The sequence below is a fragment of the Roseovarius bejariae genome, from assembly GCF_009669325.1.
In the GTDB taxonomy this organism is placed as follows: Bacteria; Pseudomonadota; Alphaproteobacteria; order Rhodobacterales; family Rhodobacteraceae; genus Roseovarius; species Roseovarius bejariae.
In genome coordinates this window covers 208329-228519 of the sequence record NZ_SZWE01000001.1, presented here as the reverse complement: position 1 = coordinate 228519, position 20191 = coordinate 208329, and the positions used below count along the sequence as shown (strand labels likewise).

Genomic DNA, 20191 nt, shown 5'->3' with positions numbered 1-20191 from the left:
CCCGGAGGAGTCGGCGATCATTTTGACAAAGAAGCATGGGGGCGCTTGCGTCCCGTTTTCATGCCTCGCACCAGGTTCCCGGCGCGATACCATCAAGGCTGTGGTCGCCGACGCGCCAGCGGATGAGGCGTAGGGTCGGCAGGCCCACATGGGCGGTCATGCGCCGAACCTGACGGTTGCGGCCTTCTGTGATGGTGATCTCAAGCCAGTGATCGGGGACGGATTTACGAAAGCGAACCGGCGGGTCGCGCTCCCACACCTTCGGCGGGTTGATATGGCGGACTTGGGCGGGGCGTGTGGGGCCGTCTTTCAGGGTGATGCCCTTGCGCAGGCCGGCATGGGCGACCTCATCTGGCGCGCCTTCGACCTGCACGAGATAGGTTTTTTCCGTCTTGAAGCGCGGGTTGGAGAGCCGCGCCTGTAGCTTTCCGTTGTCGGTCAGCAGCAAGAGCCCTTCGCTATCGCGATCCAGCCGCCCGGCAGGGTAGACACCGGGCAGATCGATGTAATCGGAGAGCGTGGCCCGGGGGCTGTCGGCATTGCCCTTGTCGGTGAACTGCGACAGCACCCCGTGGGGTTTGTTGAACAAGATGAGCCGGGTCATGAGCGCAGCAATGCCCCAGAGAACCCCCGCGCGCAAGGCTCACTTGGCGAGCAGGTCTTCGGTCACCTTGTAGGTCCACTCTCCGCCCGCGTTTTTCCAGCCGTTGACGGCGCGCGTGCCGGCATCGGACTTGTCGCCTTCGAAGCCGTCGACGACCGTATAGCCCGGGGTTTCGACGCCTGCCTTGGCCAGCATGTCCACGGCCTTGGCACTGCGCCCGCCGGAGCGGCAGATGATGAGCAGGGCAGAGGGGTTATTGGCCGCCACGTAGCCCTTGATCTGATCAACAAAGCCGTCATTCGGCATCATCTTGTAAGAGCTTTTCTTGGGATTGTAGATATGGGCGGGATCGACGTTCATGAACGGGATATTGGCATCAGTTTCGGTCGCGTAGCCCACGAACATGGTTTCCTCGGGGCTGCGGATGTCGATCAGGGCCACGTCATCACGTTCCTTCAGGAGGGCGATGGATTCGGCGGCGGTGATGTAGTTGCCGGGTTCGTTGGTTTTCTTCTTGGGCAGATCGGCCTCGTTGACCGAGGTTTCGATCATCGCGCCGTGATTGTCTGCGAAACCGGCAGTGCCGAGGGGCAGGACGAGGGCCAGGGCAAGGGCCGAGGCGGTCAGAATTCGGGGGAAGGTCATTCAGCGTCTCCTTGTCAAAACACATTACGTATTTGGCATGTGATCTGATTAAAGGTGAAAGACGCCCCTATCTTTGATGTGGATCAACCGTTGCCGTCACCGGTAAAGCGGGCCGCATCGGCGGCGGCGCGGCGGATGGCGTTGGATTTATGGACGGTTTCCATGTATTCCGCCTCGGGGTCGCTGTCGTAGACGACGCCGCCACCGGCCTGAATATAAAGTTTCTCGTCTTTCACCACCGCCGTACGCAGGGCGATACAGACATCCATATCGCCGCGCGCCGAGAAGTAGCCGACGCCGCCGCCATAGACACCGCGTTTTTCCGGTTCAAGCTCATCAATGATTTCCATGGCGCGGACCTTGGGTGCGCCGGAAACCGTGCCGGCGGGCAGGCCCGCGAGCAGGGCGGAAAGGGCATCCTGATCCTCGGCCAGTTCGCCCACCACGTTCGAGACGATGTGCATGACGTGGGAGTAGCGTTCGATGATAAATTCCTCGGTCGGGTGGACCGAACCGATTTTCGCCACGCGGCCCACATCGTTGCGGCCCAGATCCAGCAACATGAGGTGCTCGGCGAGTTCCTTTTGGTCAGCCATCAGGTCGGCCTCGTTGGCGCGATCCTCTTCGGGTGTGGCGCCGCGCGGACGGGTGCCCGCGATCGGGCGCACGGTGACTTCGCCGTCCATGACACGGACGAGGATTTCGGGGCTGGCGCCCACCACCTGAAAGCCGCCGAAGTTGAAATAGAACATGAAGGGCGAGGGATTGGTGCGCCGCAGGGAGCGGTAGAGCGCGAAGGGCGGCAGCGGGAAGTCTTGCGTCCAGCGTTGAGAGGGTACGACTTGGAAGATGTCACCCGCGCGGATGTATTCCTTGGCCGTCTCGACAGCCTGGTGATAGCCCTCGCGCGTGAAATTCGAGGAGGGCGGGCCGGGTTCGTGCGCTTCGCCCAATCCGCGGGAGGCTTGCGGCAGGGCGCGTTCGAGGTCGCGCATGGCGTCCATCACCCGTTCGGCGGCTTGGGCGTAAGCGGCCTTGGCCGATTGGCCGGAGGCGACCCAAGCGGGGGCGACGACGGTGACCTCGCCCTTGACGCCATCGAGAACCGCCACCACCGAGGGGCGCATCATCACCGCGTCGGGCAGGCCCAGTGGATCGGGGTTCACATCGGGCAGGTGTTCGACCAGCCGGATCATATCGTAGCCCAGGTAGCCAAACAGCCCGGCACTTGAGGCGGGCAGGTCTTCGGGCAGGTCGATGCGGCTTTCCGCGATGAGGGCACGGAGGGTGTCGAGGGGATGCCCCTCTTGGTCCTCGAAGGCGTCACCATCGAAGCGGGCATCGCGGTTGAGGCGGCTTGTCTTGCCGTGGCATTGCCAGATGAGATCGGGCTTCATGCCGACAATGGAGTAGCGCCCGCGCACCTCGCCGCCAGTCACGGATTCAAGCACGAAGGCGTCACGCGCCGCCCCGGTGAGCTTGAGCATCAGGGACACGGGGGTGTCGAGGTCGGCGGCAAGGCGGGCATAGACCACTTGGTTTTGGCCTGCCTCATAGCCCTTGGCGAAATCCGCGAATGTCGGTGTCAGCTCCACGTCAGGGCACCTTTACTGGAAATTGGAATGCACGGCGTTGAGCGCGCCTTGGTTCAGTTCGATCCCCGCGCGACTACGGATGTCGTTTGCCAGAAGCTGGAACAGGTCCTGACCCATGCCCGAAGCGGCCTGATCGCGCAGCAGGGTGGTGAGCTGTGCGAGGTCTTCATCCTCGGGGTCAGGGGCGCGGATCGCGTCGACTCGCAGGAGGAATAGCCTGCCGGTGCCGGGAAGGAAGCGGACCTCGCCCTTGTCCATCTCGAAAACGGTTTCGATGAAGTTGGCCGGGGTGTCGGGCTGGAAGCCACGGCGGGTGACCCCTTCGGCGGATTGGGTGGAAAGGTCGAGATCGTCAAAGGAGGTGCCATCGGCAAGGGCTTTGCGGGCCTCCTCGTACTCAGCCTCAAGGGCCTTTGTCACGGCCTCTTGGCGCCAGCCCCGGGTCGCGGCGTTGCGGACCTCATCCAGTGGCTGCACTTCGGGGGCGACAACCTTGTCGAGGCGCATGGCATAGATGCCGCCATCTTCGAGTTCCTGCACCTCGGGATAATCCGCCGTGGTGAGGGTTTGTGCCGCCTGACGGAAGCCCGCGTAGGCACCGATGCCGTCGGTCACGCGGGGGTTCCATGCAATGGTGCCAAGTTCGAGGTCGGTTTCGCGGGCCAAGTCTTCGATCGTGGCCCCCCCAGCGAGCAGGTCGTCGATGGAGTCGATCTGCGCCTCGATCACGCGGCGGGCACGGTCACCGGCCAATGCGTCGCGCAATTGCGGTTCGGCCTCTTCGAAAGTTGTTTCCTGTGCGGCCAGAATGGCGTTCACGCGGTAGAGGGCGGGGCCGACGGGGCTGTCTGCCGGGCCGACGACATCGCCCGTGTCAGCGGAGAAGACATCCTCGGCGGCGTCATCAAGATCGTTGCGGGTGACATCGCCCATGTCCACGTCCGAAAGGTCAAGATCACGGGCTGTGACCTCGTCTTCGAAACTGGACGCGCCGGTTTCGATGCGGTCAGCTGCGGCTTGGGCGGCGGCCTCGTCAGGAAACACGAGGCGTTCGACAAGGCGACGTTCGGGCTGAATGAACTCATCTGCGCGGGCGTCATAGGCATCGCGGAGGGCTTCTTCGTCGACCTCGACGGTGTCGATGATCATCTCGGGCGTGAGCCATGCGTAGGTGATCTCGCGCGTTTCCGGCGTGGTAAACTGGGCCACGTTGGCGTCGTGAAAGGCCTGCAATTCCTCCTCGGTCGGTTCGGGCAGGCCCGTGGTGAGGTCATTGCGGTCCAGCGCGGCCCATGTCACATCACGTTCTTCTCCGACATATGTCAGGAGCGTGTCGGTATAGGCTTCGGGCATCGTGACGCCGGCCATGACCGCGCCTTGCAGGAAGGCGCTTGCGGTCTCGTTGCGCAGGTCTTGCTCGAATTGCGCTTCGCTAAGGCCCGCCTGTTCGAGGGCAAAGGCATAGGCCTCGCGATCGAAAGTCCCATCGACGCCTTGAAAGCCGGGGATCGCGACGATCTGTTCACGCAGGTTTTCATCGCCCACGGACAGTTGCACCCGGCCGGTTTCATGGGTGAGCGCGGCTTGGGCGACAAGGCGGGTAAGCACGGCATCGGGGATGCCTTGTGCCTCGGCCTGAGCGAAGCTTATTGGTTCGCCGCGTTCGGATTCCAACGCGCGGATCTCGTTTTGCAGGGCGCGGGCGTAGTCGTTGATGTCGATCTCGGCGTCACCCACCGAGCCGACGCTGCGCACAGTGCCCGAGAGGTTGGTGATGCCAAAGCCGCCAAGGCCAAGGATCAGCAGGCCCATGAGGACCCAGACCAGTGTTTTCGAGATGCTTTTGCTTGCGGACATGCGGCCCCCGTCAGACGGCGTTGCGGTTTATCGTTCGCGGTTGTCTACGCCCTGTCCGGCGCAGGAGCAAGGGGCCAGCGGAGGCTTGCCAGCCTGTCAAAGAGCGTGGCGATGCCGTCGCGGTCGACATTGGCGAAGGCGACCCGCACTTCCTGCCCGCCAGCGGCATCATCCGCGGGGCGGAACATGGTGCCGGGCAGCAGCAGGATGCCAGCCTCGCGGACAAGTTTCGGTGCCAGTTTGTCGGAGGATTCGGCAAAGGGATGCTGCAGGTAGGCGAAATAGGCGCCGCAGCCCAGAAGGCGCCAGCCTTGCGCGGCGAGTTTCGGCATGTGGTCATGGATGGCGGCGCGGCGGTCGAGGATTTCGGCGCGTTCCCCTGCCAGCCATTGCGAGAGGTTCTGCATCCCCCAAAGCGCTGCGATCTGGCCCAGTTGGTTGGGGCAGATGGTGACGGTATCGAGGAACTTCTCGGCCTCGGCCAAGCGCGCGGGACTGGCCACCATGGCGCCAACGCGATGCCCGGTCAGGCGGTAGGCCTTGGAGAAGGAATAGAGCTGGATCAGGGTGTCGCCCCAATCGGGATCGGTGAATAGGTCGTGCGGCGGCGCGGGGCGGGCATCGAAATCGCGGTAGGTTTCATCGATGATGAGGGTGATTCCGTGTTCCTTGGCCAGTTCATAGAAGGCACGGACCAGATCGGCGGGGTATTCCACGCCACCGGGATTATTAGGCGTGACCAGTACTATGGCACGGGTGCGTTCATTGATGCGTTGAGCCGCCGCATCGGGCGCGGGCAGAAGCTCGGCGCCGCAGGGCAGGGGGACCGCGGTGGTGCCCATCATGTCGAGCCACATTTTATGGTTGAAATACCATGGGGTAGGCAGGATCACCTCGTCGCCCTCGCCACAGAGTGTGGTAATGGCGGCGCAGAACGCCTGATTGCAGCCCGAGGTGATGGCGACATTGCCTGCCACGATGTCGCCGCCGTAAGAGGCGGACCATTGCGCGGCCACCTCTTCGCGCAGGTCGGGGTTGCCAAGAACGGGACCATAGAGATGGGCGCTTGGGGTATGTAGTGCCGCGTCGGCGATGACCTGTCGCAACTGCTCGGGCGGCGGATCGACCGGGGCGGCCTGACTGACGTTGATAAGCGGACGATCCTTCGGGAAGGTCACGCCGTCAAGCCAGCGGCGCGCTTCCATCACGGGGGGCGGGAAGGTTTTGGCGGTGCGCGGTGGCTGTGACATCGTGATCAGGCTCCGCGATAGGGTTCGACGTATTGCAGGGCCATGTCCCAGGGGAAGAAAATCCAGGTGTCCTGGCTGACTTCGGTGACATAGGTATCAACCATGTTGCGGCCCATCGGCTTGCCGTAAACCGTGGCCACATGCGCCTTGGGCATATGTTCGCGGACCACTTCGAGGGTTTTCCCGGTATCGACAAGATCATCGACGATCAAGACGCCCTCGCCGTCGCCTACAATCTCCATGTCCGGGGATTTGATGACGCGTGGGGCGCTTTGTGTCTGGTGGTTGTAGGACTTCACGCTGATGGTATCCACCACGCGGATATCGAGCTCGCGCGCCACGATCATTGCCGGGGCCATGCCGCCACGGGTGATCGCCACGACGGCGCGCCAGCCGTCTTCGGGGGCTACACCTTGTAGGCGCCACGCAAGGGCCCGGGCGTCGCGGTGCAATTGGTCCCAGCTGACGTGGAAGCCTTTTTCGTGGGGCAAGCGATCGGTCATGGCGTGTTTCCTTATCGGTCGGTCAGAAGCCGCAGGCCAAGCATGCCGAGAATGGCAGCGGCCGTGCGGTCGAGTATCGGTTTGAGGCGCAGATAGCCGTCCCGCGCGGGTTTTGTCGAGAGGGCAAGGGCAAAGAGGCTGTAGGCGATCCATTCCACTGCAAGGTGGTTTGCGATGATCAGGGCTTTGTTCGTCAGTGTCATGTCGGGTGGGAAGATCACCACGAGGACGGACGCGGCAAATAGAACCGATTTGGGATTGGCGAGATTGACCATAAGGCCGGTGCGAAAGGCGCGGCGCCGAGGCGCCGGGGAGCTTTGTGTGTCAATGGGGGAGGCTGCGCTGTGCCACATGCCATAGGCGACCCAAAGCAGATAGGCTGCACCGGTGATTTTCATGGCCAGATAGGCCCATGGAAACAGCTTGAAGATCACGTCGAGGCCCAAAAGCGCCGTCAGGGTCCAGATCGCGGCCATGCTGCCAAGGCCGAGGCCCGTGGCCACGCCATGCGCGCGCCCGCCGCTGAGCGTGGCGCGGATCGACAAGAGCATGGCCGGGCCCGGGCTGGCCAAGGCGGCCAGCAGGGTGAGGTTGAAGGCGATGAGGTGTGTGAGTTCCATTGTCGGTCTCCTTCAAGGCCTGCGCACGTGGCGCGGGCGTGTTGTGACCGACAATGATACTCGATCAATGCCCGCCGGTGGCGTCGATGTCCGGCGCGTCGACAGCTTTCATGCCGACCACGTGATAGCCCGCGTCGACGTGGAGGTTTTCGCCGGTCACGCCGCTGCCCAGATCGGACAGCAGGTAGAGCGCCGATTTGCCAACGTCGTCGATGGTCACGTTGCGGCGCAGGGGCGAGTTGAGCTCGTTCCATTTCAGGATATAGCGGAAGTCGCCGATCCCCGAGGCCGCGAGGGTCTTGATGGGGCCGGCGGAGATGGCATTGACGCGGATACCGTCCTTGCCCAGATCCTCGGCGAGGTATTTGACAGAGGCCTCAAGCGCGGCCTTGGCGACGCCCATGACATTATAGTGCGGCATGACCTGCTCGGCCCCGTAATAGGTGAGGGTGAGCATCGAGCCGCCTTCAGTCATCATCTTTTCGGCGCGCTGCGCGACGGCGGTGAAAGAATAGACCGAGATATCCATGGTCATCATGAAATTGTCGCGGCTGGTGTCCACGTACCGCCCGCGCAGTTCGGACTTATCCGAGAAACCGATGGCATGGACGATGAAATCCATCTTGCCCCAGCGGGTTTCGAGATCGGAAAACAGCGTGTCGATCGAGGCGGTGTCGCTCACGTCGCAGGGCAGAACAATGTCCGAGCCCAGTTGTGCGGCTAGCGGCCCGACGCGTTTCTTCAGGGCCTCACCCTGATAGGAGAAGGCCAGTTCGGCCCCGGCATCGGCGAGCGCCTTGGCAATCCCCCATGCAATGGATTTGTCGTTGGCGAGGCCCATGATCAGCCCGCGTTTACCCGCCATCAGTTCGTTTGACATTTCTTGCCCTCGGCCCAATATGTTTAAAGCTGTCTTTAGGCGATCGCCGTGCCTGCATCAAGTACGACGCATAAGTATAGGTGGAGGTCATACCGGATGGCGCGATTGTCGTGACTGGATATCAAACGCGCCGGTTTGTAATGGTGCGTACCGAGTAAAGAAGAATGACTGAACGAAACGGAATATTCGCCGGAGACGATCCGTTCGCCATTGCGCGAGAGTGGCTTACCGAGGCTGAAAAGAGCGAGATCAACGATCCGAACGCAGTCGCGCTGTCTACTGTCGATACCGATGGCATGCCCAATGTGCGCATGGTTTTGCTCAAAGAGATTACCGATGATGCATTTTGGTTTTACACCAACTACGGCTCAGCCAAGGCACGGGAAATTGACGGGTCCGGAAAGGCCGCCATGGTGCTTCATTGGAAATCATTGCGCAGGCAGCTACGTATACGAGGCAACGTGATCAAGGAGGATGGGTCGGAAGCGGATGCGTATTTTGAGTCCAGATCATTGAAAAGCCGCTTGGGTGCATGGGCCTCCAAGCAGTCTCAGCCGCTGTCTTCGCGTGCGGCTTTGATGGCTGAGGTTGCCAAAGTGACCGCCGCCAAGGGGGCAAATCCGCCGCGACCACCTTTTTGGGGCGGCTATCGTCTTTGTCCATTGGAGATGGAATTTTGGGCAGACGGTGCGTTTCGATTGCACGATCGCTTTGTTTGGCGGCGTGAAAGCGTAGAAAAATCATGGCAGGTACAGCGTTTAAGCCCATGAATTTGACGTGACGCCAAATGCAAGAGTTTGAAACGCAATAAGTTTTCTGGTTGCATCAATTGAACGGTGTGTCAGAAGAACATAAAGTGAGTCTTGGGGATGAGACTTCTGGGTAGGAAAACGTGACAATAGAAAATGACAACACAAGAAGGATAAAGGGCCGGGTTAAGTGGTTTGATCCCGTTAAGGGATTTGGTTTTGTGATTGCCGATGAGGGCGGTCCTGACATCTTACTTCATGCGAACGTTCTGCGGAATTTCGGGCAAAGCTCGGTCGCGGATCGTGCGGGCGTGGAAATCGACGTACAAGATACTGATCGCGGCCGTCAGGCCGTCGAGGTACATCTGATCGAGCCGCCCGATGATCTGGACAGTAGTGGCTTGGCCGATCTGGACGAACTGGACACTGACGAGATTCGCGATGCACCATTGGAGCCTGCGAGGGTCAAGTGGTTCGACAAGGGCAAGGGATTTGGCTTTGCCAATACCTTTGGTCGGGACGAGGACGTCTTCGTGCATATCGAGATCCTGCGTCGGTCCGGCTTGGCGGATTTGCAACCGGGCGAGGCCTTGGCGATCCGGGTTATAGAAGGTAAGCGTGGTCGTATGGCCACGGAGGTGTGTGGATGGGAAACAGCCGTAAAACAAAGATCGGACTGACGGCAGGTATCGTTCTGCTACTGAGTTCTGTGCAGGTCTTCGCCGGTGAATGCCGCGAAGACCGCGCGATTCTACGGGGGGACTGGGGGCAGGCGCAGTTCACGATCGAGGTGGCCGATGATAACGCCGAACGGTCCAAGGGCCTGATGAATCGCGAGAGCATGCCGAAAAGCGCGGGAATGCTGTTTGTCTATCCGCGCCCGAAGACAGTTGGCTTCTGGATGAAGAATACCTTGATCCCACTCGACATGATTTTCATGGATCGTACCGGAACCGTGCAGCATATTCATCATCAGGCACAGCCGGGGGACCTTCGCCCCAAGTTCGGTGGGGACAACATTCAGTACGTGCTGGAAATCAACGGTGGACTGGCCGAACAGATGGGGATCGCCCCCGGCACACAGTTGCGACACCCGACGATTCCAGAAGATCGTGCCGCTTGGCCCTGTTAGGGCTTTTCAAGCCGAATAAACCGCATTAGACACACCGCACGGTCCGGGGCGTAGCGCAGTCTGGTAGCGCACCTGTTTTGGGTACAGGGGGTCGCAAGTTCGAATCTTGCCGTCCCGACCACTTCCTTTAAAGCACTATATCTAGTGGCTCATATGGCGTTCTGGGCGCAATTCATGGGTGGCGCGCTAGGCCGCCCATAATTTGGGCGTGTCGGATGGCTCTCTTGGTCACCGCTGTTGGTCTGCCGGTTTGACAACGGCGATTCTATGGAAAAGCCTTCAGGGAATACTCTAGGATTTCGGCCTAAACTGCCTTGGAAAAAGGTCTTTTCCGGTTGCGCGTGTGTAAGCCCGGCTGGGTATAAATCTGGGGATGAATCACCGGGGTACCTGGCGGGGCACGCGAAGCATTTGCGTCAACTTCTTTTTGTCACAAAATCTCTAAAAAAAGCGTTGACCCTCTATGGGTGAATACGCCACTTTGTATGGGCGGGCCGACAAGCCACAACATATAGTGGCGGCGCCCTTGGCGGGACAGCACCCAACCTAAAACCGAAGGGTATTCGGGGAACGGATTTTGCGCGGCGTGGAAATGCCGGGCGAGGGAGCGTTGTTGCCGGGATTTGGTACCGCGGGCCTTGGTTCTGGGCCGACTTGGTTAAATGCTGAAATATGGGGCAGCGGATAGATGAAAATCGAACGTAGATTCACGACGGCAGGGCAGGATGCCTACGCAGCTTTGGAATTTGTCACGACGAGTTCCGAGATTCGGAACCCGGATGGGACGACCGTGTTCAAACTCGATGCGGTCGAAGTGCCCGCAGGCTGGAGCCAGGTGGCCTCGGACGTGATCGCGCAGAAGTATTTCCGCAAGGCTGGTGTTCCTGAAAAGCTGGAAAAGGTGGCCGAGGACGGCGTGCCGGAATTCCTGTGGCGCTCGGCCCCGGCGAAGGACAACACCGGCTTTGGCGGTGAAACCTCGGCCAAGCAGGTTTTCGACCGACTGGCGGGTGCATGGGCCTATTGGGGGTGGAAAGGTGGATATTTCACCACCGAGGACGACGCGCAGGCCTATTTCGACGAGATGCGCGTGATGCTGGCCAAGCAGATGGCCGCGCCGAACAGCCCGCAGTGGTTCAATACCGGCCTTCACTGGGCCTATGGAATCGATGGGCCCAGCCAGGGCCACTACTACGTGGATTACCAGACCAAGGAGCTGACCAAATCGGCCAGTGCCTATGAACATCCGCAGCCCCACGCCTGCTTTATCCAATCGGTCGGTGACGATCTGGTTGGCGATGGCGGCATCATGGACCTGTGGGTGCGTGAAGCGCGGCTTTTCAAATATGGCAGCGGGACGGGTACGAATTTCTCGTCCCTTCGAGCAGAAGGGGAAGCTCTTTCGGGCGGCGGCAAGTCGTCGGGCCTGATGGGCTTCCTCAAGATCGGGGACCGTGCGGCGGGTGCGATCAAGTCGGGCGGCACCACGCGCCGTGCGGCCAAGATGGTGATCTGTGATGCCGATCACCCCGATATCGAGGAATTCATCAACTGGAAGGTTCGCGAAGAACAGAAGGTTGCCAGCATCGTCGCCGGCTCGAAGATGCACGAGCAGAAGCTCAACGATATCTTCGCGGCGATCCGGGCTTGGGATGGCAGCAATGAAGATGCTGTCGACCCCAAGAAAAACGAGCAGCTGAAAGGCGCCATTCGCGGGGCCAAGCAGGTTCAGATCCCCGAGACCTACGTCAAGCGGGTGCTGGACTATGCCAAGCAGGGCTATGACAGCATCGAATTCCCGACCTATGACACCGATTGGGACAGTGAAGCCTATGCCAGCGTGTCGGGCCAGAACTCCAACAATTCGATCCGCGTGACCAATGCCTTCCTTGAGGCGGTCAAGGCCGATGACGATTGGGCGTTGCTCAACCGGACCGACGGCAGCGTGTCGAAAACCATCAAGGCGCGTGACCTGTGGGAGGACGTGGGCCATGCCGCTTGGGCCTGTGCCGATCCGGGCATCCAGTACCACGACACCGTCAACCAGTGGCACACATGCCCGGAAGATGGCGAGATTCGCGGCTCGAACCCGTGCTCGGAGTACATGTTCCTGGACGACACGGCCTGTAACCTTGCGTCGATGAACCTGCTGACTTTCTACAAAGACGGTAAGTTCGATGCGGATGCCTATATGCACGCCACACGCCTGTGGACCGTGACACTGGAAATCTCGGTGATGATGGCGCAGTTCCCCTCGAAGGAAATCGCGCAGCTGTCCTATGACTTCCGCACGCTTGGCCTTGGCTATGCCAATATCGGCGGCCTGCTGATGAACATGGGGCTTGGGTACGACAGTGACGAGGGCCGGGCCCTGTGCGGGGCATTGACCGCGATCATGACCGGCGTGTCCTATGCCACCTCCGCCGAAATGGCCGGGGAACTTGGCGCCTTTGATGGCTACAAGCGCAACCAACAGCACATGCTGCGCGTCATTCGCAACCACCGCAATGCCGCCTATGGCGCTACCGAAGGTTATGAAGGGCTGGACGTGAAGCCCGTCGCACTGGACCTGACCAACTGCCCCGACTCGAAACTGGTCGAACTGGCGATGTCGAGCTGGGACGAGGCGCTGAAGCTGGGCGAAAAGCACGGCTATCGCAATGCGCAGGTCTCGGTCATCGCGCCGACGGGCACCATTGGCCTTGTCATGGACTGCGACACCACGGGGATCGAGCCGGATTTCGCCCTTGTGAAATTCAAGAAGCTGGCCGGTGGTGGCTACTTCAAGATCATCAACCAATCGGTGCCCGCCGCCCTTGAAAAGCTGGGCTATGGCAGCGCGCAGATCGAGGAGATCGTGTCTTACGCGGTCGGTCATGGCACCATCGGGAATGCACCGGGTGTCAACCACACCTCGTTGATCGGTCATGGTTTTGGCCCCAACGAGTTGGAAAAGATCGACAACGCCCTTGGTTCGGCCTTCGATATTCGCTTTGTCTTCAATCAGTGGACGCTTGGCGAAGAATTCTGCACCAATGTCCTTGGCATTCCCGCCGAGAAACTCTGCGATCCGACCTTCGACATGCTGGCCTCGCTTGGTTACTCCAAGGCCGATATCGAAGCGGCGAACGACCACGTCTGCGGGACGATGACCCTGGAAGGGGCGCCGCACCTGAAGGAAGAGCATTATCACGTCTTCGACTGCGCCAACCCCTGCGGTAAGAAGGGCAAGCGGTATCTGGATGTGAACAGCCACATCACCATGATGGCGGCGGCGCAAAGCTTCATCTCGGGGGCGATCTCGAAAACGATCAACATGCCCAATGACGCCACCATCGAGGATTGCCAGAAAGCTTATGAGCTGTCGTGGTCCTTGGGCGTGAAGGCGAATGCGCTGTATCGTGACGGCTCCAAGCTCAGCCAGCCCTTGGCGGCAAGCCTCGTCGAGGACGACGAGGAGGCCCAAGAGGTTCTGGAAACCGGCAGCATGCAGGAAAAAGCCGCTGTTCTGGCCGAGAAGATCGTCGAGAAGGTTGTCGTCAAGGAAGTGGTCAAATCGCACCGCGAGAAGATGCCGGAACGCCGCAAAGGCTATACCCAGAAAGCCACCGTGGGTGGGCACAAGGTCTACCTGCGCACAGGTGAGTACGAGGACGGCAATCTTGGCGAGATCTTCATCGACATGCACAAGGAAGGTGCCGGGTTCCGGGCGATGATGAACAACTTCGCCATCGCGGTTTCGGTCGGCCTGCAATATGGTGTGCCGCTTGAGGAATTCGTCGACGCCTTCACTTTCACCAAGTTCGAGCCTGCAGGCATGGTGCAGGGCAACGACAGCATCAAGAATGCCACGTCGATCCTCGATTACATCTTCCGCGAACTCGCCGTCAGCTATCTGGATCGGACCGATCTGGCGCATGTGAAGCCCGAGGGCGCATCGTTTGACGATCTGGGCCGCGGCGAGGAAGAAGGCGTGAGCAACATCAAGGAGATGTCGGGCGAGGCGGCCTCGAAATCCCTCGAAGTGCTCAAGCAGATCAGTTCGACAGGCTACCTGCGCAAGCGCCTGCCCCAGGAACTGGTGGTTTTGCAAGGCGGTCAGTCCGAAGTGGCCCTGACCGGCACCGCCGATCCGGTGGGCGCGCTGCAAACGCTGGTGCCCGAGACCTCGGAAAGCGTAAGCGCGACCGTGGCGACCTCGACAACCACCACGACGACGGCAAGCGGGTCCATGTCGATGGACGCGCGGACCAAGGCCAAGATGCAGGGCTATGAAGGCGAAGCCTGTAGCGACTGCGGCAACTATACGCTGGTGCGCAACGGCACCTGCATGAAATGCAACACCTGCGGCGCGACCAGCGGGTGTAGCTGAGAAACAGCCCACTAGGGGGGGCTTAGGGGCACAGGGCCATTTGGCCCGGCCCCGACGAGACAGGGTGGGGCGGAATATCAGTCCTTCCCATCCTCACACGGGGCGGGTGCGCTCGCCCCTGACGACACTCAGGCCGCAGGCAGAAACCGGGCGGTATAAATTAAGTGAGCCTGAGTGGCGAAACTTGACCGGGGGGCTTCGTGCCCCCCGTTTTTCTGTTGCGGATGGAGGTGGTTATTGCCACACAGATCGCCATGACCCGAAAACCAGCCATCAGCATTTGCATTCCCGCCTATGACATGGGCGGTGATGGCGCGCGGTTCTTGTCCGAAAGCTTCCAGCACCTCACAGCGCAAAGTTTCGAGGATTTCGAAGTGGTTGTCTCGGATCAATCCGAGACCCCCGCAGTGCGAGACGCATGTCGTCAGTTTGACGATGATATGGATATCCGTTGGGTGGACAACCGTTCGGGACGTCGTCAAGCGTCTGCCAATGCGAACAATGCGATCCGGCAGGCGCGTGGCCGGGTGGTGAAAATCCTCTTTCAAGATGATTTTCTGTGCCATGCCGATGCCTTGCAGGAGTTGGCAAAGGCATTCGAGGCGCCAACATGCAAATGGGCATTGATGGGGTCGGGCGTGACGTATGATGGTGTCACGGTCAAGGAGCCTATGGTGCCCCGGTGGCACGATCAAATCCGATTTGGGCGCAATACCGTCTCAAGTCCTTCGGTTCTGGCGTTTGAAGCAGGTCACGACTTGTTCTTCGATGAAAATCTGATCTGGTTGATGGATGTGGACTTGTACCACGGTTGTTTCAAAACTCTTGGTGACCCTGTGATCTTGCCGGGCACATTGGTCGCCAACCGTCTGCACCCCGGTCAAGTGAGTCAACGGGTCGGGCGGAGTCTGCGGCGGCGTGAACTGCGCAGAGTGATGGGAAAATATGGTATGCCCAATGGTTTGGCGGACGTACGAACATTTGCCTACCAGTATCTCAAGGCATTGGGTTAGCCCTTGGATAACAGACGATGCAGAAGTGATCGTTTCTGTTTTGGAAGAGGGCGTATTTTGGGCTGCGGTAAAGTCACCTAGCCCCCTCATAAAAGCGCCTTCACCGGGGCGTCGGGGGAAAGCCCCATGTCACGGCGGAGTTGGGCGCGGGCGCGGGACAGGCGGGACATCACCGTGCCAAGCGGCCAGCCGGTTTGCCGGGCAAGGGCGGCGGGGCTGGATTCTCCGGCCAGTACGAACTTCATCAGTTGGGCCTGATCCGGTGGAAGCTTGTCGATCATCGCCCGTGTTTCGGACAGGGCGAGGCAGGCGAAGACATCGGGCGCGGTGCCGGTATTGTCCTCGTCCAATTCGTCGGTGTCCTTCCTGTCGCGCAGGCCTTGCCGCATCTGGTTGCGCAGGGCGGCCAAGGCATAGCCGCGCAGGTTGGTGATCTCCTCGCCACGATTGATGCGCAGCCAGAGCTTGAGCAGCACCTCCTGGGTGAGGTCCTGTGCCTCGTCGGGGGTATCGGCAATGCGGAGCGCTGCCCGTGTCAGCACGGGCATCAGCGCGGTTAGCTCTGTGGGGGCAGGCTGTTGCATGGGGCACCTCCTATGCCCTGATAAAGGGCCGACAGGGGAGCCATTTCAAATGGGCAGATTCCGCCGATAGGCCTGAGCGGGGCTTTTTCGGCAGCCGCTCGCCGGTTGCACGGGACCGCCTCGGCAAGGCGCCGCCCGTGGGGTTGGGGGCCGGGACGCAAAGCGCCCGATCCCCGTCTTGGTCAGTGAGGCGCGGGGATGTCCCGGCCTTGAACGTAATGTCCAAGGAGACTGACCATGTTTAAATTCGTAGCTATCCTTCTGGGAATGGGCGTGGTGGCCAATTCCGCCATCGCCATGAGCGAGGAAACCGCACAGATCGACGCCAATGGCGACGGTGTCATGACCATCGACGAGGTGCAGGCCGTTTTCCCGGATGTCACCGCCGAAGCCTTTGCCGAGGCGGATGCCGATGACGACGGGGCCCTGACCGACGAGGAAATGGTCAGCGGGCAGGAACAGGGGCTTATCCCTGCGTCGACCGGCGGCTAAGCACCGGTTGACACCCCCGGGCCGGGATACTCTTCCCCGGATCGCCCCGGCCCGGGGTTATGTGCGGCCCGCGCGTTGCAGCATCCCAAACAGATCGCGCGGGTCGTCGGGATCGGCCAGAAGGTCGAGGTCCATATACAGATCGGTGCCGCCGATATGGTCGCGGATGTAGCGCAGGGCGCTGAAATCCTCGATCGCGAAGCCTACGGAATCGAACAGGGTGATCTGCCCGGCGCTTGTGCGGCCGGGTTTGGTGCCGTTAATCACTTCCCACATTTGCGTCACGGGGTGATCTTCGCTCAGTTGTTGGATCTCGCCCTCGATGCGGGTTTGTTCGGGGTATTCCACGAAAATCTCGGACCGATGCAGCACGCCGGGGGCAAGTTCGGTCTTGCCGGGGCAGTCACCGCCGATGGCGTTGATGTGCACACCGGAGCCGACCATGTTGTCGGAGAGGATCGTGGCGTATTGCTTGTCGGCGGTGCAAGTGGTGATGATCTGTGCGCCTTCCATGCTCTCCTCGGCGCTGCTGCATACATGAACATCCAGCCCCAAGCCCTTGAGATTGCTGGCCGCCTTGCGGGTGGCCGCAGGGTCGATATCCCACAGGCGCACGGATTTGAGGCCGCAGATCGCTTTCATCGCAAGGCTTTGAAATTCCGATTGTGCGCCATTGCCGATCATCGCCATGGTGTCGGCCCCCTTGGGGGCGAGGTGCTTGGCGACCATGGCCGAGGTGGCGGCGGTGCGCAGGGCGGTGAGGACGGTCATTTCCGACAGCAACACCGGATAGCCATTGCCGACATTGGCCAGCAGGCCGAAGGCGGTAACGGTTTGAAGGCCCTCCTTGGTGTTCTTGGGGTGGCCATTGACGTACTTGAAGCCGTAAACCTCCCCGTCCGAGGTGGGCATCAGTTCGATCACGCCCTCGGCGGAGTGCGAGGCGATGCGCGGGGTTTTATCGAAAAGTTCCCAGCGGCGGAAATCCTCTTCGATATAATCGGACAGGCCGCGCAGCATCGGCTCGATCCCGATGTGGTGCACGAGGTTCATCATGTTCTCGACCGAGACGAAGGGCACGAGGGCCTTATCGGAGGGGGGTGTTGCGGTCATCGGTTTTATCCTTTTTATCCAAAGGCTTGTGTGGGACGGTCAAAGACACGGCGGCCAAGGGCGGAGGCGGCCAGATCGACCATGACCTGCGCGGTGCGGCCGCGTTCATCGAGGAAGGGATTGAGCTCCACGAGGTCGAGAGACGTCATCAAGCCGCTGTCGCAGATCATCTCCATCACCAGATGCGCCTCGCGCATGGTGGCACCGCCAGGAACGGTGGTGCCGACTGCGGGGGCGAAGGAAGGGTCGAGGAAATCCACGTCGAGTGAGACATGCAGCATGCCACCCGCGTCGGCGACGCGGTCTAGGAAGGCGGACAGCGGTTTGGCGATGCCGGATTCGTCTATCTGGCGCATGTCGTGGCTGCGGATTCGGGAATTTTGCAGGATTTCGCGTTCGGCGGGGTCTACGGAGCGCAGGCCGAGAATGCAGATGTGATCCTCGGGGATTGGGTTCTGCATCTCGGGAAAGTCGGAAAACCCTTTTTGTCCAGTGACATAGGCCAAGGGGGTGCCATGCAGGTTGCCCGAGGTCGTGCTTTGCGGCGTGTGGAAGTCGCTATGGGCGTCGAGCCAAAGAACGAATTGCGGGCGGGAGTGCGCGGCGGCATGGTTGGCGACGCCTGCGACGGAGCCCAGAGAGAGGCTGTGATCGCCGCCCAAGAAGATTGGCAGGCCGCGCGCCATGGCATTTTCTGCCGCATTTACAAGGGCTTGTGTCCAGCCGATGGTGACTTCGGGCGCGTGTAGATGGGGTGGCAGCCCCTTGAGCGGAGCAACCTGTGCCGGGGCCAGGTTTCCGAGGTCTTTGACCGTGTGGCCGAGAGAGGTTAAGGCATCGTCAAGGCCGGCGACGCGGTAGGCGTCGGGGCCCATTAGGCAGCCTTGGCGGGCTTTGCCGCTGTCCACGGGGGCGCCGATGAGAAGGCAGGTTTGTGGGGTCATGGAACGCTCGCTTAGAAAGGATTTCCTCAAGAATATTCCGAAGTGAGGCGTACTGAACCCGACATATTGCACGAAACGGGATAGCGTTGTTCAAAACGGCGTGCTAATCGTTCGAAATGGATGATGTTGACAGACAGTTAATTTCGGCGCTGCGGCATGACGCGCGGGCCTCGCTTTCGGATTTGGCGATCACGCTTGGCGTGTCACGTACCACGGTCCGGGGGCGGATCGAGCGATTGCGGCAATCCGGCGAGATCGTGGGGTTCAGCGTTGTGCTGAAGGGCGATGCGGTGCGGGACCCGGTCAGGGGGCTGATGCTGATCGGGATCGAAGGGCGCGGGACGGATAGAATTATTCGTCAACTCAATGGGTTAAGCGCCGTTCGAGCAGTGCACACCACGAATGGCCGGTGGGACGTGATCGTGGAAATCGGGGCGGAATCGCTGGAGGATTTCGACGATGTGCTGGCGCGTATCCGGCGGTTCGACGGGGTAGCGACCAGCGAAACCAACCTGCTTTTGAGCACGCGCAAGGCGGCGAACGGGTAATTTCGTACGACTCGTACGTTTTGTACGTGAGTTTCGTACGAAAATCCGGGAGCTGCATTTGGAAATCGTACGAGTCGTACGAAAATCGGCGTGATGAGAGGCATGTCGAGGTTCCGGATCGCGTCCGGGACGGGGAGGGTCAGGCGCGACGGGCGGCCATGATCCAGATCACCACGAGGGCCAGCGAGGCGAGCATGTTCCAGCTGGCCATCGAGAGGCCGAACATTTCCCATGGCACCTCATCGCAGCGAATGAGGGGGGCGGCCATGATCTGATCGAAGAGGTCATCGGTGCTGAGACCGGATGTGCCGGAGGAGGTGCAGGAAGAGGGACCTTCCCACCAGCCGCGCTCGACCCCGGTGTGATAGGCGGCGATGCCTGCGGTGGTGAGAGCGGCCAGCGCGCCAAGCAGGGCCACCAACGCACCGCCGAGGAGCAAGGCCAGCACACCGAGGCCCATGGCGGCGTAATGCGGGTAGCGTTGCCAATAGCAGAGTTTGCAGGGTGGCATCTCGCCAATGTACTGGAAGCCCCAGGCGCCCAGCATCAGGGCGAGGGAGCCGCCAGCGGCCAGCAGGATCAGCGTTCGGTAGGTTAAGGTCATGGTCATAGATGCCTGACAAGGTAGAAGCCACCGAAGAGCAGCACAACAAACAGGATCGTGACCAGCCCGAGGCGGCGTTCGATGAAATCGCGGATCGGCGCGCCGAATTTCCACAAGAGCGCCGCGACGATGAAAAAGCGCAGGCCCCGCGCCAGAATGGAAGTGGCAATGAAGGTGCCAAGCGGCATGGCCGTCCAGCCCGACATGATGGTGATCACCTTGTAGGGGAAGGGGGTGATGCCAGCGGTCAGCACGGCCCAGAAGCCGAAATCGTTGAACCGGGCCGAGAACTCGGCCATGGCATCGCCCTTGCCGAGGGATTCGAGGATCGGCTGGCCGATCTGTTCGTAGGCCAGCGCACCGATGGCATAGCCCAGAAGCCCGCCGATGACAGAGGACACCAGCGCCACCAAGGCGATCAGCCAGGCCCGTGAGGGGCGCGCGAGGATCATCGGGATCATCAGGACATCGGGCGGGATCGGAAAGACCGAACTTTCGATGAATGAAACGGCCGCCAGCACCCAGAGCGCGCGCGGGTGGTCGGACATGGTGATCGTCCAGTCGTAAAGGCGTCGGAGCATGGAAGGTGTCCTGGAAAAGAAGTCGTGGTCTCTGACCACGCGGCGCAAGGCGGGTCAAGTATTTTGCCGCGTATTTGCGCGCTTCCCCTCTGGACGCGGGCGCGC

At 60.8% G+C, this 20191-nt stretch carries 20 protein-coding genes and 1 tRNA gene; 8 read left to right on the top strand and 13 right to left on the bottom strand.

Features of this window, described 5'->3' with window-relative positions; all coding sequences use genetic code 11:
- Positions 1-58 precede the first annotated feature (58 nt).
- The 8 genes from FDP25_RS01165 to fabI all read right to left on the bottom strand — a co-directional run bounded on the left by FDP25_RS01165 (position 59) and on the right by fabI (position 7954).
- The gene (locus FDP25_RS01165; RefSeq protein WP_154148349.1) at positions 59-604 is read right to left on the bottom strand and encodes a pseudouridine synthase; all 546 of its coding nucleotides are present in this window, start codon (positions 602-604) and stop codon (positions 59-61) included.
- 39 nt (positions 605-643) lie between these two features.
- Complete coding sequence (locus tag FDP25_RS01160) at positions 644-1249, bottom strand: rhodanese-like domain-containing protein (RefSeq protein WP_154148348.1); 606 nt, start codon at positions 1247-1249, stop codon at positions 644-646.
- An 83-nt stretch (positions 1250-1332) separates the two neighbouring features.
- Entirely contained in the window at positions 1333-2844 is a 1512-nt protein-coding gene (gene trpE / locus FDP25_RS01155; RefSeq protein WP_343031926.1) for an anthranilate synthase component I, read from the bottom strand.
- A gap of 12 nt (positions 2845-2856) precedes the next feature.
- Positions 2857-4701, bottom strand: coding sequence for a peptidyl-prolyl cis-trans isomerase (locus tag FDP25_RS01150; RefSeq protein ID WP_154148347.1), 1845 nt, complete (start codon positions 4699-4701; stop codon positions 2857-2859).
- Positions 4702-4745: 44 nt separating this feature from the next.
- Entirely contained in the window at positions 4746-5951 is a 1206-nt protein-coding gene (locus FDP25_RS01145; RefSeq protein ID WP_154148346.1) for an aminotransferase, read from the bottom strand.
- A 5-nt stretch (positions 5952-5956) separates the two neighbouring features.
- Positions 5957-6454 (bottom strand): xanthine phosphoribosyltransferase, encoded by a 498-nt coding sequence (gpt, locus tag FDP25_RS01140; RefSeq protein ID WP_154148345.1) that lies wholly within the window; start codon positions 6452-6454, stop codon positions 5957-5959.
- Positions 6455-6465: 11 nt separating this feature from the next.
- Positions 6466-7074, bottom strand: coding sequence for a LysE family translocator (locus FDP25_RS01135; RefSeq protein WP_154148344.1), 609 nt, complete (start codon positions 7072-7074; stop codon positions 6466-6468).
- Positions 7075-7138: 64 nt separating this feature from the next.
- On the bottom strand, positions 7139-7954 hold the full coding sequence (gene fabI, locus FDP25_RS01130) for an enoyl-ACP reductase FabI (protein ID WP_154148343.1): 816 nt from the start codon (positions 7952-7954) through the stop codon (positions 7139-7141).
- Between the two features lie 164 nt (positions 7955-8118).
- Here fabI and pdxH point away from each other — a divergent pair, with 164 nt between their 5' ends.
- The 6 genes from pdxH (at position 8119) to FDP25_RS01100 (ending at position 15220) form a co-directional block, all read left to right on the top strand.
- A complete protein-coding gene (pdxH, locus tag FDP25_RS01125) occupies positions 8119-8724 on the top strand; it encodes a pyridoxamine 5'-phosphate oxidase (RefSeq protein WP_154148342.1) in 606 nt (201 codons plus the stop codon).
- A 122-nt stretch (positions 8725-8846) separates the two neighbouring features.
- Entirely contained in the window at positions 8847-9383 is a 537-nt protein-coding gene (locus tag FDP25_RS01120; protein WP_343031925.1) for a cold-shock protein, read from the top strand.
- Positions 9350-9835, top strand: coding sequence for a DUF192 domain-containing protein (locus tag FDP25_RS01115; protein ID WP_154148341.1), 486 nt, complete (start codon positions 9350-9352; stop codon positions 9833-9835). The genes FDP25_RS01120 and FDP25_RS01115 overlap by 34 nt, the downstream gene beginning before the upstream one ends.
- A 44-nt stretch (positions 9836-9879) precedes the next feature.
- A tRNA-Pro gene (locus tag FDP25_RS01110) sits at positions 9880-9956 on the top strand.
- Between the two features lie 567 nt (positions 9957-10523).
- A complete protein-coding gene (locus tag FDP25_RS01105; protein ID WP_154148340.1) occupies positions 10524-14207 on the top strand; it encodes a vitamin B12-dependent ribonucleotide reductase in 3684 nt (1227 codons plus the stop codon).
- Between the two features lie 224 nt (positions 14208-14431).
- On the top strand, positions 14432-15220 hold the full coding sequence (locus tag FDP25_RS01100; protein ID WP_154148339.1) for a glycosyltransferase family 2 protein: 789 nt from the start codon (positions 14432-14434) through the stop codon (positions 15218-15220).
- A gap of 86 nt (positions 15221-15306) precedes the next feature.
- Here the strand turns inward: FDP25_RS01100 and FDP25_RS01095 are convergent, their stop codons facing one another.
- A complete protein-coding gene (locus FDP25_RS01095; RefSeq protein WP_154148338.1) occupies positions 15307-15804 on the bottom strand; it encodes an RNA polymerase sigma factor in 498 nt (165 codons plus the stop codon).
- 237 nt (positions 15805-16041) lie between these two features.
- Here FDP25_RS01095 and FDP25_RS01090 point away from each other — a divergent pair, with 237 nt between their 5' ends.
- A complete protein-coding gene (locus FDP25_RS01090; protein ID WP_154148337.1) occupies positions 16042-16296 on the top strand; it encodes an EF-hand domain-containing protein in 255 nt (84 codons plus the stop codon).
- A gap of 57 nt (positions 16297-16353) precedes the next feature.
- Here the strand turns inward: FDP25_RS01090 and FDP25_RS01085 are convergent, their stop codons facing one another.
- Both FDP25_RS01085 and rocF read right to left on the bottom strand, forming a co-directional pair.
- Complete coding sequence (locus FDP25_RS01085; protein ID WP_154148336.1) at positions 16354-17409, bottom strand: ornithine cyclodeaminase; 1056 nt, start codon at positions 17407-17409, stop codon at positions 16354-16356.
- Positions 17410-17423: 14 nt separating this feature from the next.
- Complete coding sequence (gene rocF, locus FDP25_RS01080) at positions 17424-18353, bottom strand: arginase (RefSeq protein WP_154148335.1); 930 nt, start codon at positions 18351-18353, stop codon at positions 17424-17426.
- Positions 18354-18469: 116 nt separating this feature from the next.
- Here rocF and FDP25_RS01075 point away from each other — a divergent pair, with 116 nt between their 5' ends.
- Positions 18470-18901: an Lrp/AsnC family transcriptional regulator gene (locus FDP25_RS01075; RefSeq protein ID WP_154148334.1), complete on the top strand. Its 432-nt coding sequence runs from the start codon at positions 18470-18472 to the stop codon at positions 18899-18901.
- 139 nt (positions 18902-19040) lie between these two features.
- Here the strand turns inward: FDP25_RS01075 and FDP25_RS01070 are convergent, their stop codons facing one another.
- Together FDP25_RS01070 and FDP25_RS01065 are read right to left on the bottom strand one after the other, a co-directional pair.
- Positions 19041-19505 (bottom strand): disulfide bond formation protein B, encoded by a 465-nt coding sequence (locus FDP25_RS01070; protein ID WP_154148333.1) that lies wholly within the window; start codon positions 19503-19505, stop codon positions 19041-19043.
- A 2-nt stretch (positions 19506-19507) separates the two neighbouring features.
- A complete protein-coding gene (locus FDP25_RS01065) occupies positions 19508-20086 on the bottom strand; it encodes a YqaA family protein (RefSeq protein WP_154148332.1) in 579 nt (192 codons plus the stop codon).
- Positions 20087-20191: the final 105 nt, after the last annotated feature.